The sequence below is a fragment of the Pseudomonas sp. KCJK9058 genome (assembly GCF_046230975.1).
GTDB classification, from domain to species: Bacteria; Pseudomonadota; Gammaproteobacteria; order Pseudomonadales; family Pseudomonadaceae; genus Aquipseudomonas; species Aquipseudomonas alloputida.
In genome coordinates this window covers 45,767-60,098 of the sequence record NZ_JBJJLR010000005.1, presented here as the reverse complement: position 1 = coordinate 60,098, position 14,332 = coordinate 45,767, and the positions used below count along the sequence as shown (strand labels likewise).

At 64.1% G+C, this 14,332-nt stretch carries 10 protein-coding genes; 8 read left to right on the top strand and 2 right to left on the bottom strand.

The features are described 5' to 3' along the window. Positions 1–68 precede the first annotated feature (68 nt). Together ACK59Z_RS05090 and ACK59Z_RS05085 are read right to left on the bottom strand one after the other, a co-directional pair. Positions 69–1,370: an MFS transporter gene (locus tag ACK59Z_RS05090; RefSeq protein ID WP_409292523.1), complete on the bottom strand. Its 1,302-nt coding sequence runs from the start codon at positions 1,368–1,370 to the stop codon at positions 69–71. Between the two features lie 66 nt (positions 1,371–1,436). Beyond that, positions 1,437–2,750 (bottom strand): L-fuconate dehydratase, encoded by a 1,314-nt coding sequence (locus ACK59Z_RS05085; RefSeq protein WP_003253941.1) that lies wholly within the window; start codon positions 2,748–2,750, stop codon positions 1,437–1,439. Between the two features lie 101 nt (positions 2,751–2,851). On the opposite strand from ACK59Z_RS05085, the gene ACK59Z_RS05080 reads away from it, so the two are divergent. From ACK59Z_RS05080 to ACK59Z_RS05045, 8 genes are all read left to right on the top strand, one after another. Beyond that, on the top strand, positions 2,852–3,799 hold the full coding sequence (locus ACK59Z_RS05080) for a LysR family transcriptional regulator (protein WP_003253940.1): 948 nt from the start codon (positions 2,852–2,854) through the stop codon (positions 3,797–3,799). Between the two features lie 27 nt (positions 3,800–3,826). Further along, complete coding sequence (locus tag ACK59Z_RS05075) at positions 3,827–4,798, top strand: LysR family transcriptional regulator (protein WP_014861306.1); 972 nt, start codon at positions 3,827–3,829, stop codon at positions 4,796–4,798. A 146-nt stretch (positions 4,799–4,944) separates the two neighbouring features. Next, the gene (locus ACK59Z_RS05070) at positions 4,945–6,486 is read left to right on the top strand and encodes a UxaA family hydrolase (protein WP_108191577.1); all 1,542 of its coding nucleotides are present in this window, start codon (positions 4,945–4,947) and stop codon (positions 6,484–6,486) included. A 35-nt stretch (positions 6,487–6,521) separates the two neighbouring features. Then, positions 6,522–7,580, top strand: coding sequence for an Ldh family oxidoreductase (locus tag ACK59Z_RS05065; RefSeq protein WP_108078439.1), 1,059 nt, complete (start codon positions 6,522–6,524; stop codon positions 7,578–7,580). Positions 7,581–7,600: 20 nt separating this feature from the next. Next, positions 7,601–8,818, top strand: coding sequence for a fumarylacetoacetate hydrolase family protein (locus ACK59Z_RS05060; protein WP_108191576.1), 1,218 nt, complete (start codon positions 7,601–7,603; stop codon positions 8,816–8,818). A 99-nt stretch (positions 8,819–8,917) separates the two neighbouring features. Next, positions 8,918–10,225: an MFS transporter gene (locus ACK59Z_RS05055; protein ID WP_060538483.1), complete on the top strand. Its 1,308-nt coding sequence runs from the start codon at positions 8,918–8,920 to the stop codon at positions 10,223–10,225. A gap of 125 nt (positions 10,226–10,350) precedes the next feature. After that, complete coding sequence (locus ACK59Z_RS05050) at positions 10,351–12,000, top strand: VRR-NUC domain-containing protein (RefSeq protein WP_409292519.1); 1,650 nt, start codon at positions 10,351–10,353, stop codon at positions 11,998–12,000. Next, entirely contained in the window at positions 11,997–14,258 is a 2,262-nt protein-coding gene (locus tag ACK59Z_RS05045) for an ATP-dependent DNA helicase (protein WP_100773982.1), read from the top strand. Before ACK59Z_RS05050 ends, ACK59Z_RS05045 begins: the two co-directional genes overlap by 4 nt. Positions 14,259–14,332: the final 74 nt, after the last annotated feature.

Genomic DNA, 14,332 nt, shown 5'->3' with positions numbered 1-14,332 from the left:
ACGGCCTGAAAACCTCAAGGCTCCGCAGCACAAAGAGCCACCTGCAGGCGGCGTAAATTGAGTACGCCTCAGGGTTGCTCTTGCCCCTGACGCAAACGGGTACTGACCAGCGCCGCACATACCAGCAACGCGGCAATGATCCACAACCCGTTGCGGGTGCTGCCGGTGGTCTGCTCGATCAAGCCCATCACCGACGGCCCGACGAAACCGCCAAACAGACCGCAAGTGGTGACAAAGGCCAGGCCCGCCGCCAACGCACTGCCGCTCAGTCGGCTGGAGGGAAAGACGAAGATGATCGACTGCACCACGAACAGCATCAGCGCGGTCAGGGAAAACCCGAGCAGGCCGATGAACGAGTTGGCCAGCGATGCCAGCAGCAATCCGGCCGCCATGGTCAGCAGGCCAAAGAACAGCAGCGTGCGGCAGCGGCGTGGCGAGGTGGCCAGGCGTGGGAAGGTCGCTGCGCCAATGGCTGCTGCAATCCACGGCACCGCTGTAAGCAGGCCGACCTGGAAGGGCGAAAGCGCAGCGTAGGTGCCGATAATGCCCGGCAGGAAGAAAATCACCGTGTAGATGGTGATCTGGTGCACGAAGTAGACCACGATCGCCAGCCAGATCTGCCGGTCGCGGAACATCTGACCCAGCTTGCTCTGCTGCGGTGCGGCCGCCTGCTCTGCGGCCAGGCGGCGCTCGATGTCCTGGGCGTCGGCAGCCGTCAGCCAAGGCGCCGAGGTTGGACCGTCCGGCAGCTTCTTCCACACCACATAGGCCAGGGCTACGGCGGGCAGGCCTTCGAGCACGAACAGCCATTGCCAGCCATGCCAGCCCAGTACACCGTCCAGCTCCAGCAGGGCACCGCCCAGCGGGCCGCTAAGGATGTTGGCCAGGCACACACCCAGCAGGAAGTACCCCGTGGCACGGGCGCGTTGTTCGCGGTCGAACCAGTAGGTCAGGTACAGCATTACCCCGGGGAACAGGCCAGCTTCGGCTACCCCCAGCAACAGGCGCATGATGTAGAACGAGGTTTCACCCTGAACGAAGGCCATGCCTGCCGAGAGCAAACCCCAGGTAATCATGATACGGGTGATCCAGAAGCGCGCGCCCACCCGGTGCATGATCAGGTTGCTGGGCACTTCGGCCAAGGCATAGGTGAGGAAGAACAAGCCCGCGCCCAGGCCATAGGCGGCTGCCGAAAGGCCCAGGTCGATGCCCATGCTGGCTTTCGCCAGGGCGATGTTGGTGCGGTCAAGAAAACTCATCACGTAGACGATGATGAGCAGTGGCATCAATTTGCGTAGCAGCAGGCCGTTCAAGCGCTGCTCATGGGTGGTGGCAGGGGCGCAAGCCGCTGCGCGGGTGAGGGTTGTCATTGTTTTTTTCCCCGTGAAAAGTGCTGGTGGTGTGCCGCGCAGCAGCGGCACACTCAGGTCTGTGGGTCAGGAACGGTTGATGTCGAGCCACACGGCGCCGTTGGGGTACTGATAACGTTCCAGGGTCTCAGCGTGCATCTCGATGCTGTAGCCAGGGCGTTGTGGCGGCATGTAGCGCCCGCGATGGATCACCACCGGGTCGATGAAGTGCTCGTGCAGGTGGTCGACATACTCCAGCACCCGGTTGTGCAGCGAGGCAGAAACCGCGATGTAGTCGAAAAGCGCGATGTTCTGCACATACTCGCACAGCCCGACGCCACCGCCGTGCGGGCAGACCGGCACGTCGTACTTGGCGGCCATCAGCAGCACGATCAGGACCTCGTTAAGGCCGCCCAGGCGGGCTGCGTCCAGCTGGCAGAAGTCCAGTGCACCGGCCTGGAACATCTGCTTGAACATCACCCGGTTGTGGCAGTGCTCACCGGTGGCGACACCGATTGGCGCAATGCGCTGGCGAATGGTGGCGTGGCCGAGAATGTCATCGGGGCTGGTCGGTTCTTCGATCCAAAGCGGTTCGAAGGCGGCCAGGCGGCGCATGTTGGCCACCGACTCTTCGACGCCCCACACTTGGTTGGCATCCATCATCAGGGTGCGTTCCCAGCCGATTTCGTCACGCAGGATGCTGGCGCGGCGGATGTCTTCTTCCAGGTCGGCCCCGATCTTCTGTTTGATGTGGGTCCAGCCGTCTGCCACGGCCTCGCGGGCCAGTTTGCGCATTTTCTCTTCGCTGTAGCCCAGCCAGCCCGGGGCAGTGGTGTACCCGGGGTAGCCTTCACGCAGCATGTGTGCCTCGCGCTGGGCTTTGCCCGGCGCCTGGCGGCGCAGCAGGGCGATGGCCTCTTCGGGGGTGAGCACGTCGGTGACGTAGCTGAAGTCCAGGCAGCGCACCAGCTGCTCTGGCGTCATGTCGGCCAGCAGTTTCCACACGGGCTTGCCCTCGTGCTTGGCCCACAGGTCCCACACCGCGTTGATGATGGCGGCGGTGGCCAGGTGGATCACGCCCTTTTCCGGGCCCAGCCAGCGCAACTGGCTGTCGCTGACGGTAAAGCGATGCCAGAAAGCGCCCATGTCGGCGCTGATTTCTTCGAGCGTAAGGCCGACGATCAAGGGGGCCAGCGACTGCACCGCTGCCGCGCATATCTCGTTGCCACGGCCAATGGTGAAGGTCAGGCCGTGGCCTTCGAGGGCTGCAGCGTCGGTGTGCAGCACCACGTAGGCCGCCGAATAGTCGGGGGCACTGTTCATGGCGTCGGAGCCATCCAGCGACAGCGAAGTGGGGAAACGGATATCGCGAACGCTCAGGTGGGTAATGCGTATGCTCATGGTCGACTCTTGTTGTGTTCAGGCACAGGGAGAGCTGACTGTAGGTTGTCGAGCGATACAGGCATAATCGCCAAATCTTAATCAGTGATACCGGATTCGATATGTCTCGCTTGCCACCTGACAAGGCCCAGGCGCCTGCCGGCCTCGGTGCCTTGAAGATTTCCAGCCGTCAGATCACGTTGCTCAATGCCCTGGGCGAATTCGGCAACTTGCGCCGCGCCGCCGCCGCGATGCACACCACGCAACCGGCCGCCAGCCTGTTGCTACAGCAGCTTGAGGAGCGCTTGGGGGTACGTTTGTTCGAGCGCCTGCCCCGGGGGATGCAAGCGACGCTGTATGGTGAGGTGATGATTCGCTATGCGCAAAACGCATTGCATGAGTTCGATCATGCCCAGGCGCAAATCGCCGAACTGGCGCGCGGGGCGTTGGGCCTGGTGCGGGTGGGCAGCGTCATGGGCCCGGTACCGGGCGTGCTGACCAAGGCGGTGCTGGCCTACAAGCGCGACCAGCCCAAGGTGCGTATCTCGCTGGAGGTGGGCACCAGCGACACCTTGCTGCCGGCCTTGCTACGCGGTGATTTCGATATGGTGGTGGGGCGCCTGCCGGATCAGAGCGACAGCCAGGAACTGAATATCGAGCTGTTCGACGGCGGTGAGCAGATGCGCGTAATTGCTCGCGCAGGTCATCCCTTGGCGACAGCCACAGGGCTGCAGCTGGCCGACCTGGTGAGCTTGACGTGGATCTTGCACCCCATCGGCAGCCCGATGCGCCGTCGCGTCGAAAGCGCATTGCAGGCCGGTGGCATGGTGCAGTCGCTGGATATCGTCGAAACCGCTTCGATCCTGGCGACCACTGCCATGCTCGAAGCGTCCGAAATGATTGCGGTGGTGCCCAATGACGTGGCCCAGCATTATGCCCGCTATGGGATGGTCGCCATCCTGCCGGTGGAGTTGCCACTGGCGATGGCCAACCTCGGCGTGCTGACCCTGCGCTCGCGGCCCAACTCGGTTGCCCTTGATACCTTGCTGCGCTACCTGCGGGCACAATAACTTTCACCTGCATGAGGCCCTGCGTCTATGCCGCCGGACATGACCCATTCCAGTTTTTGCAACTGGATCCGCTACAAGCACCTGGTGTTGATCGACACGCTGGCGCGCACGCGCAACATGCACGCCACCGCCACGCGCATGAACCTCAGCCAGCCGGCGCTCAGCAAAATGCTGCGTGACCTGGAGGAGCAGTTCGGCTTTGCCCTGTTCGAGCGCCTGCCTCGCAGCATGCCACCCACCGAGTTGGGTGAATACGTGGTGCGGTACGCCCAGGGTGCCCTGGCCGAGTCGCAACAGTTCGTCGACCAGGTCAACCGCCTGCGCAACGGCGGGCACGGTTTCATTCGGGTTGGCGGGATCTTTGCCGCGACCGCATTGGTATTGCCGCAGGCCATCGCCGCCATCAAGGCGCGAAGCCCGTTACTGTCGATTGAAGTGGTGGAGCATTCCAGCGATCACCTGCTGACCATGCTCGAGCAGAACAAGCTGGACATCATGATTGGCCGCTTCACCGAGGAACGCTTCGGTCAGCTGTTCGACTTCCAGCCGCTGGAGCCTGAACCCTTCAGCCTGGTGGTGAACAGCGAGCACCCGCTCAACCGGCTCGACAACACACCGCTTGAGGCGCTAGGCGATTGGCCGTGGGTGCTGTACCCGGTGGGTACGCCGATCCGCAACCGCCTGGAGCAGGCGTTCCGAGTGGCCGGAATCGCCACGCCTGCCGACTGCGTGGAGACCATCTCCATGCCCATGTTCCTGCAGTTGCTGCAATCGGCACCGATGATTGCCATGCTGCCGCGCTCGATGGTGGCCGCGCAGTTGGCCAGCGGGCAGTTCAAGGAGCTGCGCAGCCCTTTGCAGGTGCCCGCGCTGGAGTATGGTGTGGTTACCCGCAAGGATGAACCGCTGAGCGCCTCCGCCAGGGCGTTTGTCGAGATTCTGCTGGAGGGCGCGCAGCGACGGCGGCAATCTCCGGCAGATGCTGCGTTCCACCCCTAGCCGATTGAAGATCACGCACCGAAATACCCTTGCGATAACTCCAGGTTATCGCTCGATCGGATCATCTCATTGGGAATGCGGCACCAGGCTTCTTACAGTGGCGACAGCCATAACAAGAAGTCAGCCGCTCCGCCCTGAGAGGTCCCATGCAACTGATTGCCAAATCCGGTGACCCCGCCGTCATCCGCCTCAACCCTTTGGACAACGTCGTCATCGCCCGCCAGGCCCTGGCGCCAGGCGTGCGCCTGGATGCCGAGGCGATTACCGTGCGCCAGCCCATCCCTTCAGGCCACAAGCTCGCCACCGAGCCTGTGGCGCAGGGCCAGCCGTTGCGCCGTTACGGGCAGATCATCGGGTTTGCGTCCCAGGCGATCGACGCTGGCGACCATGTGCACGTGCACAACGTGCAGATGGGCGATTTTGCCCGCGACTACGCGTTTGGTGTCGATACCCGCAGCCTGCCAGGCTGCGCCGCGCAGTTCCAGGGCATCGTGCGCGCCGATGGCCGTGTCGCTACCCGCAACTACATCGGCATTCTCACCTCGGTGAACTGTTCGGCGACCGTGGCCCGAGCCGTGGCCGACCATTTCCGCCGTGACATTCACCCCGAGGTGCTGGCCGACTACCCGAATGTCGACGGTGTGGTCGCCCTGACCCACGGTGCCGGCTGCGCAGTGGACCCGAGCGGTGAAGCCTTGGGCCTGCTGCGCCGCACCCTGGCCGGGTACGCCGTCCACCCCAACTTCGCTGCCGTGCTGATCATCGGCCTGGGCTGCGAAACCAACCAGATCGAAACCCTGCTGGAAACCCAGGGCCTGCAGGCGAGTGCGCAACTGCGCGCCTTTACCATCCAAGGGATCGGGGGCACCTCGAAAACCATCGCTGCCGGTATCGCCCAGGTCAAGGCGCTGTTGGCCGAGGCCAATCAGGTACGGCGCCAGCCGGTCAGTGCCCGCCACCTGGTGGTCGGCCTACAGTGCGGCGGCTCAGATGGCTATTCGGGGATCACCGCCAACCCGGCACTGGGCAATGCCGTTGACCGCCTGGTGGCCGCCGGTGGTACCGCCATTCTTTCTGAAACCCCGGAAATCTATGGTGCCGAGCACTTGCTCACGCGCCGCGCGGTAAGCCGTGAGGTAGGGGAGAAGCTGGTGGCGCGCATTCGCTGGTGGGAAGACTACTGCCAGCGTTTGAACGCCGAATTGAACAACAACCCCTCTGCCGGCAACAAGGCCGGGGGGCTGACCACTATCCTCGAGAAATCCCTGGGCGCAGTGGCCAAGGCAGGTTCCAGCAACCTGGTCGATGTGTATCAGTACGCGCAAGCCGTGCGTGCCCAGGGCCTGGTGTTCATGGACACCCCCGGCTACGACCCGGTCTCGGCCACCGGTCAGGTGGCCGGCGGGGCCAACCTGATCGCCTTCACCACCGGCCGCGGCTCGGCCTACGGCTGTGCCCCGGCGCCATCGATCAAGCTGGCAACCAACAACCGGGTGTTCGAGCACCAGCAAGAGGACATGGACGTCAATTGTGGCGGCATCGCCGATGGCTCCACCAGCATCGAAGAGCGCGGCGCATTCATCTTCGAGCAAATGCTGCGCATTGCCTCCGGGGAACGCAGCAAGAGCGAACAGCACGGCTACGGGCAAAACGAGTTCGTCCCGTGGCAGATCGGCGCCGTGACCTGATTGACCGCTCCCGTCCCATTTGCGAGGCAACCGCAATGATTCAAACCACACGGTACAACGTGCAAACGCTTACCACGTTTGTCGAGCAACTGTTCATGAAAGCCGGAGCCGACGTGGACGTCGCCCAGGTGGTGACCCGGGTGCTGCTCGAAGGCGAACTGCTCGGCCACCGTACCCATGGCCTCAACCTGGTCAGCCGCTACATCGACGGCGTGCTCAGCGGGCAGGTCAAGGCCCGCGCGCAGGCGCTGGAACAGGTCGCCGACAGTGGTGTTTCCAGCCTGTTCGACGGCCACTACGTGTTGGGGCCCTATTGCGTCAGCCGGGCACTGGATTGCGCGGCCGCGGGCGCGACCAAGCAGGGCATCGGTATTGCGGTAGTACGCCGCGCTGCCCATATCGGCTGCCTGGCCGCCTACCTCAAGCCATACACCGACCAAGGGTTGCTGGCCATCGTCTACTCGTCGGATCCGTCGGTGGGGCTGGTCTGTGCTCATGGTGGCATCGACCCGGTGTACACCCCCAACCCGATTGCTGCCGGTATCCCGACCCAGGGTGAGCCGATCCTGCTGGATGTCAGCATGTCCACCGTCACCCTCGGCCTGGTTGGCCAATGCCGCGATGCCGGCCGACGTCTGCCGCACCCGGTGCTGGTGAGCAATGACGGGCAGCTCAGCGATGACCCGGGCGATTTCTTTACCCGCCCGCAAGGCAGCATCCTGCCGCTCGGCGGCCAGGCCTTTGGCCATAAAGGGTTTGCCCTTGCGCTGTTGGTCGAAGCCCTCACCTCAGGGCTGGCCGGCCATGGGCGCAAGGATGCACCGGACCAGTGGGGCGCCTCGGCGACTGCGCTGGTGATTGACCCGCGCATGTTCGGCGGCCTGGAGGCGTTCCTCGACGAAACCAGCTTCCTGGGGGGATTGGTTCTGGCAAGCCGCCCGCTCGACCCCGAACGCCCGGTACGCCTGCCCGGGCAAGCAGGCCTTGCCCTGCGTCGCCAGGCCGTGGAGCAGGGCGTGAGCCTTTCGCCGCAGTTGATAGCCGACCTTGAGCGTGTGGCTGGGCAGTTGCAACTGCCGGGACTTTTCCAATGATGCACAGCAAGGGAACACAGATGACTGATCGAACGAACGCCAATCAACCGCTGCCACTGAACCATGATGCCAGCGTTTTCGACAGCGGCAGCTGGGTAGGGCGCGTCTGGTTGCCGGAGCAGGGGCCGGCGGTGGTGCTGGTGAAAGCCGGCGCCGTCTACGACATCAGCACCCACGTGGCGACCGTCTCGGCGCTGCTGGAAGTGGACGATCCGGTGGCCTACCTGCGTGCCTTGCCGCTGGCCGACCCCTTGATTGCGCTGCCGGCATTGCTGGGCAACAGCGATCCCGCACGGCGCACCCCGCACCAGCCGTGGCTGCTGGCGCCGATCGACCTGCAAGCGGTGAAGGCCGCTGGTGTGACCTTCGCCACCAGCCTGCTGGAGCGTGTGGTAGAAGAACAAGCCAAGGGCGACCCGGCCAAGGCCGACGCCATCCGTGACACCCTGGCCAGCCGCATCGGCGCCGACCTGTCGCAGATCGTGCCCGGCTCGGCTCAGGCCGAAGCGCTGCGCAAGGTGCTGGTAGAGCAGGGCCTGTGGTCGCAGTACCTGGAGGTGGGTATAGGCCCGGATGCCGAAGTGTTCACCAAGGCCCAACCGCTGTCCGCAGTTGGCCACGGCGCCGACATCGGCATCCACCCCAAGTCCAGCTGGAACAACCCAGAACCGGAAGTGGTGCTGGCCGTGTCGAGCAATGGCAGCATCAAGGGCGCCATGCTCGGCAACGACGTCAACCTGCGTGACTTCGAAGGGCGTAGCGCGTTGCTGCTGTCCAAGGCCAAGGACAACAACGCCTCCACTGCACTGGGCCCGCTGCTGCGGTTGTTTGACGAAAGCTTCGGCCTGGACGATGTGCGTGCTGCCGAGGTGGACCTGCGGGTGGAAGGCGAGGACGGCTTTATCCTCTCCGGGCGCAGTTCCATGCGCCAGATCAGCCGTGACCCGCAAGACCTGGTGCAGCAAACCCTCAACGAAAACCACCAGTACCCTGACGGCCTGGTGCTGTTCCTCGGTACCCTGTTCGCCCCCAAGCAGGACCGCGATCAGCCGGGTAACGGCTTTACCCACAAACCGGGTGACGTGGTGAGCATCAGCAACCCGCAACTGGGTACCCTGTGCAACCGCGTGACCACCAGCGATCTGGCACCGCAGTGGGACTTCGGCCTGCGCGCGTTGATCGACAACCTCGGCCGGCGTGGCCTGCTGGAGGTTGCGGCCACCGCCCGCCCGCTTTGAACGGCTCGCTGCGTCAGGGAGGGGCGCAGCATCATCGAGGGATCGTCAAGGCGCTGACAGCGCGGCAACAATAATAATAAAGGTCATCACATGAACCCAATGAAGAAGTACCAGCGCATTACCGTCGTGTTCCTGCTGCTGATCGGCATCGTCAACTACCTGGACCGTAGTGCGCTGTCGATCGCCAACACCTCCATCCAGAAAGACATGATGATCAGCCCGTCGCAGATGGGCATCCTGTTGTCGGCGTTTTCCATTGCCTATGCCTTTGCCCAGTTGCCAATGGGCATGATCATCGACCGCCTGGGCAGCAAGATCGCCCTCGGCGCCTCGTTGCTGGGCTGGTCGGTTGCCCAGGCGGCGTTTGGCATGGTCAACAGTTTTGCCGGTTTCATGGGCCTGCGGGTGTTGCTGGGGATTGGCGAGGCGCCGATGTTCCCATCGGCGGCCAAAGCATTGTCGGAGTGGTTCGACGCCAACGAGCGCGGCACCCCGACCGGTGTGGTCTGGTCGTCGACCTGTCTTGGCCCCTGCCTGGCGCCGCCGTTGCTGACGCTGTTCATGGTCAACTTTGGCTGGCGCGGCATGTTCATCATCACCGGCGTGATCGGCGTGGTGCTGGCGCTGTGCTGGCTGACCTTCTACAAGAGCAAGGCCCGTTTTCTGGCAGAGCTTGCCGCCGAAGGCAAACCGCTGCCGAGTGAGCGCCAGGCTGCGGCCGCCACGGCAACCGCGCCGAAGGCTTCGTACTTTGCCGGCTGGCTTGATCTGTTCAAGCACCGCAGTACCTGGGGCGCGGTGTTGGGTTTCATGGGGGTGATCTACATGCTCTGGCTGCACTTGACCTGGCTGCCGGGCTACTTCGAGCGCGAGCATGGCCTGGACCTGTACAAGACCGCCTGGGTGGTGTCGCTGGCGTATGGCTTCGGTGCGGCGGGTACCATCGTTGCCGGGCGCTTCTGTGACTGGCTGGTAAGGCGTGGCATGAGCGTGCTGGGCAGCCGCAAGTTCAGTGTCATCACTGGCCTGGTGCTGGCAGCGCTGTTCACCTTGCCACTGTCGTTCGTCACCGGCCTGACGGGGTGCATCATGCTGCTTTGCCTGGCGCTGTTCAGCATCAATATGGCCAGTGCCACCGCCTGGATGATCGTCAACACCATTGTCGACAGCCAGCGCGTGGCCTCGTTTGGCTCGATCCAGAACTTCGGCGGTTACATCGCAGGCTCGGTGGCACCGATCGCGACGGGCTTCAGCATCCAGTACTCGGGCTCGTTCACCACAGCGTTCATGATCAGCGCGGTGGTGGCGCTGTGCTCGGCGGTGGCGTACTTCCTGCTGCTTCAGGCGCCCATTGGCAGTGCCAGGGTCGAGGCGGGCGGGATGGCTGGCGCAACTGAACAGGCGTGAACGCTACGGGGGCTGCAGTGCAGCCCCTGAACCCTTGGTTGATTGTGACGCGACCCGCGGCGCTTGTCATGGAGGGCTATCTGTATGTATAAACAGTGCCTGTTGCCGCCATCTGACTTCCGCCCGTGATCGCCCATTCCGTCGACGACCCGTTCTACTACCTGCATAACTTCCGCCAGGTCGTGCTGTGGGTCGAACAGCGCTACCAGGACCTGCTCGATGACCAGGAACTGGCCTTCATCCGTGCCTTCAGTCAACTGCAAGCGCCAGCCCAGGCCTTGATGGTGCGCATGGTGATGCGCAAAGGCGAGTTGTTTCGCAGCGATCGGCTCGACTACGCCGAAATCGGCGATACTGCGCTGGCGCTGCAGCCGTTGCTGGCCCTCGGCTGGGTACGGGAGCCCGAGCAACTGGACCTTGAACAGCTGTTCGCGTTGCTGCGCAAGGAAGAACTGGCCCGCTGCTTCGCCCGGCAACTGAACCGCCCGCGCGCGGCCAAGCATGAGTTGTTGGCACAGCTGCAACCCCTGGCGCTGGCAGCCCGGTCACTGGTCGAGTGGTTTCCTGACAGCGAGGTGCGCATCCTCCAGTGGTGCCTGCAACCTCTGTGCGACCGCATGCGCCTGCTGTTCTTCGGCAACCTGTACCAGGACTGGTCAGACTTCGTCCTTGCCGACCTGGGCTTGCTGCGTTACGAGCAGGTGCCGTTCAGCTCCGATTCGCGTGCCTTGCAGCAACGTGACGATGTCGACCTGGCCATGGCGCTGCACCAGTGCGCCGAGCGCCTGGAGCAGGGCGGCGACCCCCTGCCGATCCTTGCCACCCTGCAGGGCCTGCACAGCAGCAACCCCTGGCTGGCCCGGCGCCATGCGCGGCTGCAATTCGCCGTGGGCCAACAATGCGAACGCCTGGGTGAATGGGACCTGGCCACGGCGGTGTATGCGCAATGCAACCATCCCCAGGCGCGCATTCGCCAGGTGAGGGTGCTGGAGCGCACCGAACAGTGGCACCAGGCCCATGCACTGGCGGTGCAACTGGCTGCGGCACCTGCCAACGCGCTGGAGGTGCAGGCGCTGCAGCGCATGCTGCCACGCCTGGCGCGCAAACTCGGCGGCCCGCCACAGCGGCGCCAGCGCACCACGCCGCTGGAACTGATCGAGCTCGAACTGCCCCGCGGGGACGCTGCACTGGGCGTTGAAGAAGCCGTGCGTCAGCACCTGATGCAAGAGGGGGGGCAGGCGCATTACGTGGAAAACACGCTGTTCAACAGCCTGTTTGGCCTGTTGTGCTGGGAGGCCATCTTCGCCCCGGTGCCCGGCGCATTCTTCAACCCGTTCCAGGCCGCGCCACAGGACCTGCACGACAGCGACTTCCAGCAACGGCGCAGTGCACTGTTCGAACGCTGCCTCGGGAGGCTCGACGAGGGTAGCCATCGGCAGGCGATTCTCGACTGCTACGTGGCCAAACAGGGGCTGCAGTCGCCGTTCGTGTTCTGGTCCATGCTCAGCGAGGAACTGCTGGAGCAGGCCTTGGCTTGCCTGCCGGCCGCGGCACTCAAGCAATGTTTCCTGCGCCTGTTGCAGGACATTCGCAACAACCGTACCGGCATGCCCGACCTCATTCAGTTCTGGCCCGAGCAGGGCCGTTATCGCATGGTCGAGGTCAAGGGGCCCGGTGACCGCCTGCAGGACAATCAGCTGCGCTGGCTGGAGTTCTGCAAGCAGCACGGCCTGCCGGTCGCGGTGTGCCACGTGCGCTGGAGCGAAACGCCTTGAGCTACAGCGTAGCGGTGCGCGCCTTGTGTGAGTTCAGCGCCAAGGTCGGCGACCTGGACCTGCGCTTCACGCCATCGCCCACCGCCCAGGAGGGTATCGAAGGGCATCAGCGGGTGGTGGCACGGCGGGCTGCTGGCTACGAGTCGGAAATCGCCCTTGAAGGCCAGTTCGAAACCCTCAGGGTGCGGGGCCGCGCCGATGGCTATGACCCTGGCAGCAATCGCCTGGAAGAGATCAAGACGCACCGTGGCGATCTGGCGCGTCAACCGGCCAATCACCGTCAGTTGCACTGGGCGCAGGCCAAGGTCTATGGCTGGTTGATGTGCCAGGCACGACAACTGCCCGCCATCGAGGTGGCGCTGGTGTACCTCGACGTGGACAGCGACAGCCAGACGCTGTTCACGGAGCACTGTTCGGCTGCCGAGCTGCAGGCCTTCTTCGAAACCCAGTGCCAGCGCTTTCTGGGCTGGGCCCGATCGCAGCAACGACGCCTGGCCGACCGTGACCAAGGCCTGCTGGCGCTGAGTTTCCCCTACCCACAGTTCCGAAAGGGCCAGCGGCAGTTGGCTGAAACCTTGTACAAGGCGGTGAGCACCGGCCGTTGCCTGATGGCCCAGGCCAGCACCGGCATTGGCAAAACCCTTGGTACCTTGTTCCCGCTGCTGAAGGCCATGGTGCCGCAGCAGCTGGACAAGCTGTTTTTTCTCACCGCCAAGACACCAGGCCGGGCACTCGCCCTGGATGCCCTGCGCCAGATCACCGATGCCACGCCGCAACCTGCCCTGCGCACATTGGAGTTGATCGCCCGCGACAAAGCCTGTGAGTACCCGGACAAGGCCTGTCATGGTGAGTCCTGCCCATTGGCCGCAGGTTTCTACGACCGTTTGCCGGCTGCGCGCGAGGCTGCAGCAGCACTGCCGTTGCTCGACCGCGCCAACCTGCGTGAAGTGGCTTTGGCGCACCAGGTGTGCCCGTACTACCTGGGCCAGGAGATGGCGCGTTGGGCCGACGTGCTGGTCGCCGACTACAACTACTACTTCGATGCGCATGCTTTGCTGTTCGGCCTGACCCAGCTCAACCAGTGGCGAGTGGCAGTACTGGTGGACGAAGCGCATAACCTGGTCGAGCGTGGGCGCGGCATGTACAGCGCCAGCCTTGACCAGGGCCAGCTGCTGGCGTTGCGCCAGAGCAAACCGCCTGGGCTGGTCAGTGCGCTGGACCGCCTGAACAGGCAGTGGAACGCCCTGTATAAAGAGCAGCGTGCGCCGTACCAAGCCAGTGAGTCGCTGCCTGAAGGCCTGCTGCGCGCCCTGCAGCAGTGCGTCGGGGTGATTCAGGAGCAGATGAACCAGGCCCCCGCGCACATCGACCCCCAGGTGTTGCAGTTCTACTATCAGGCCTTGCAGTTCTGCCGGGTTGCCGAGCTGTTCGACGAGCACTTTCTGTTCGACATCAGCCAGCGCCAGGGCCCGCGCAAGCGGCGGCTGGCCACGCTGTGCCTGCGCAATGTCACCCCGGCGCGGCTGCTGGCACCACGCATGCAGGCGGCGCGCAGTGTGACGCTGTTTTCCGCCACGTTGAGCCCACGGCACTTCTACAGCGACCTGCTGGGCATGCCAGCCGATACCGCCTGGCTGGACGTGGCCGCGCCGTTCCGTGCCGAACAGCTGGAGGTGCGCATTGCCAGCCAGGTGTCCACCCGTTACCAGCAGCGCCAAGCCTCCCTGGCGCCGATCGTTGACCTGATTGCCCGGCAGTATGAGCGCATGCCGGGTAACTACCTGGCGTTCTTCAGCAGCTTCGAATACCTGCAACAGGTGGCAGGGCTGTTGGCCGAGCAGCATGGGCAGATTCCGCTGTGGTCACAGGAGCCGGGCATGGACGAGGCAGCTCGCCAGGCATTTCTCGATCGCTTTGTCGCCGATGGCCGAGGTGTGGGCTTTGCCGTATTGGGCGGCGCTTTCGGCGAAGGGGTGGATTTGCCCGGCACGCGGCTGATTGGTGCGTTTATCGCTACCCTGGGGCTGCCTCAGGTCAACCCGGTCAACGAGCAGTTCAAACAGCGCCTGGGGCGGCAATTTGGCGCGGGTTTCGATTACGCGTACCTCTACCCGGGCGTGCGCAAGGTGATCCAGGCGGCGGGCCGGGTTATTCGGGGTGATCAGGACCGTGGCGTACTGGTGCTGATTGACGAACGCTTCGCCGAGCCCCGGGTGCAGCAGATGTTTCCAGGGTGGTGGGCGGCGGCTATTGTCTAGCGGTCTTTCGCCTTTGACGATCAGTCGCAATCAGGGGGGATCAAACCATCCACCAAGTTCCCCTCATGGCACAC

What these genes read in the sequence shown, in the direction of transcription:
- ACK59Z_RS05060 (WP_108191576.1), top strand. Translation starts at nt 7,601, where the DNA reads ATGACTGATCGAACGAACGCCAATCAACCGCTGCCACTGAACCATGAT.
- ACK59Z_RS05085 (WP_003253941.1), bottom strand. Translation starts at nt 2,750, where the DNA reads ATGAGCATACGCATTACCCACCTGAGCGTTCGCGATATCCGTTTCCCC.
- ACK59Z_RS05075 (WP_014861306.1), top strand. Translation starts at nt 3,827, where the DNA reads ATGCCGCCGGACATGACCCATTCCAGTTTTTGCAACTGGATCCGCTAC.
- ACK59Z_RS05080 (WP_003253940.1), top strand. Translation starts at nt 2,852, where the DNA reads ATGTCTCGCTTGCCACCTGACAAGGCCCAGGCGCCTGCCGGCCTCGGT.
- ACK59Z_RS05065 (WP_108078439.1), top strand. Translation starts at nt 6,522, where the DNA reads ATGATTCAAACCACACGGTACAACGTGCAAACGCTTACCACGTTTGTC.
- ACK59Z_RS05055 (WP_060538483.1), top strand. Translation starts at nt 8,918, where the DNA reads ATGAAGAAGTACCAGCGCATTACCGTCGTGTTCCTGCTGCTGATCGGC.
- ACK59Z_RS05090 (WP_409292523.1), bottom strand. Translation starts at nt 1,370, where the DNA reads ATGACAACCCTCACCCGCGCAGCGGCTTGCGCCCCTGCCACCACCCAT.
- ACK59Z_RS05070 (WP_108191577.1), top strand. Translation starts at nt 4,945, where the DNA reads ATGCAACTGATTGCCAAATCCGGTGACCCCGCCGTCATCCGCCTCAAC.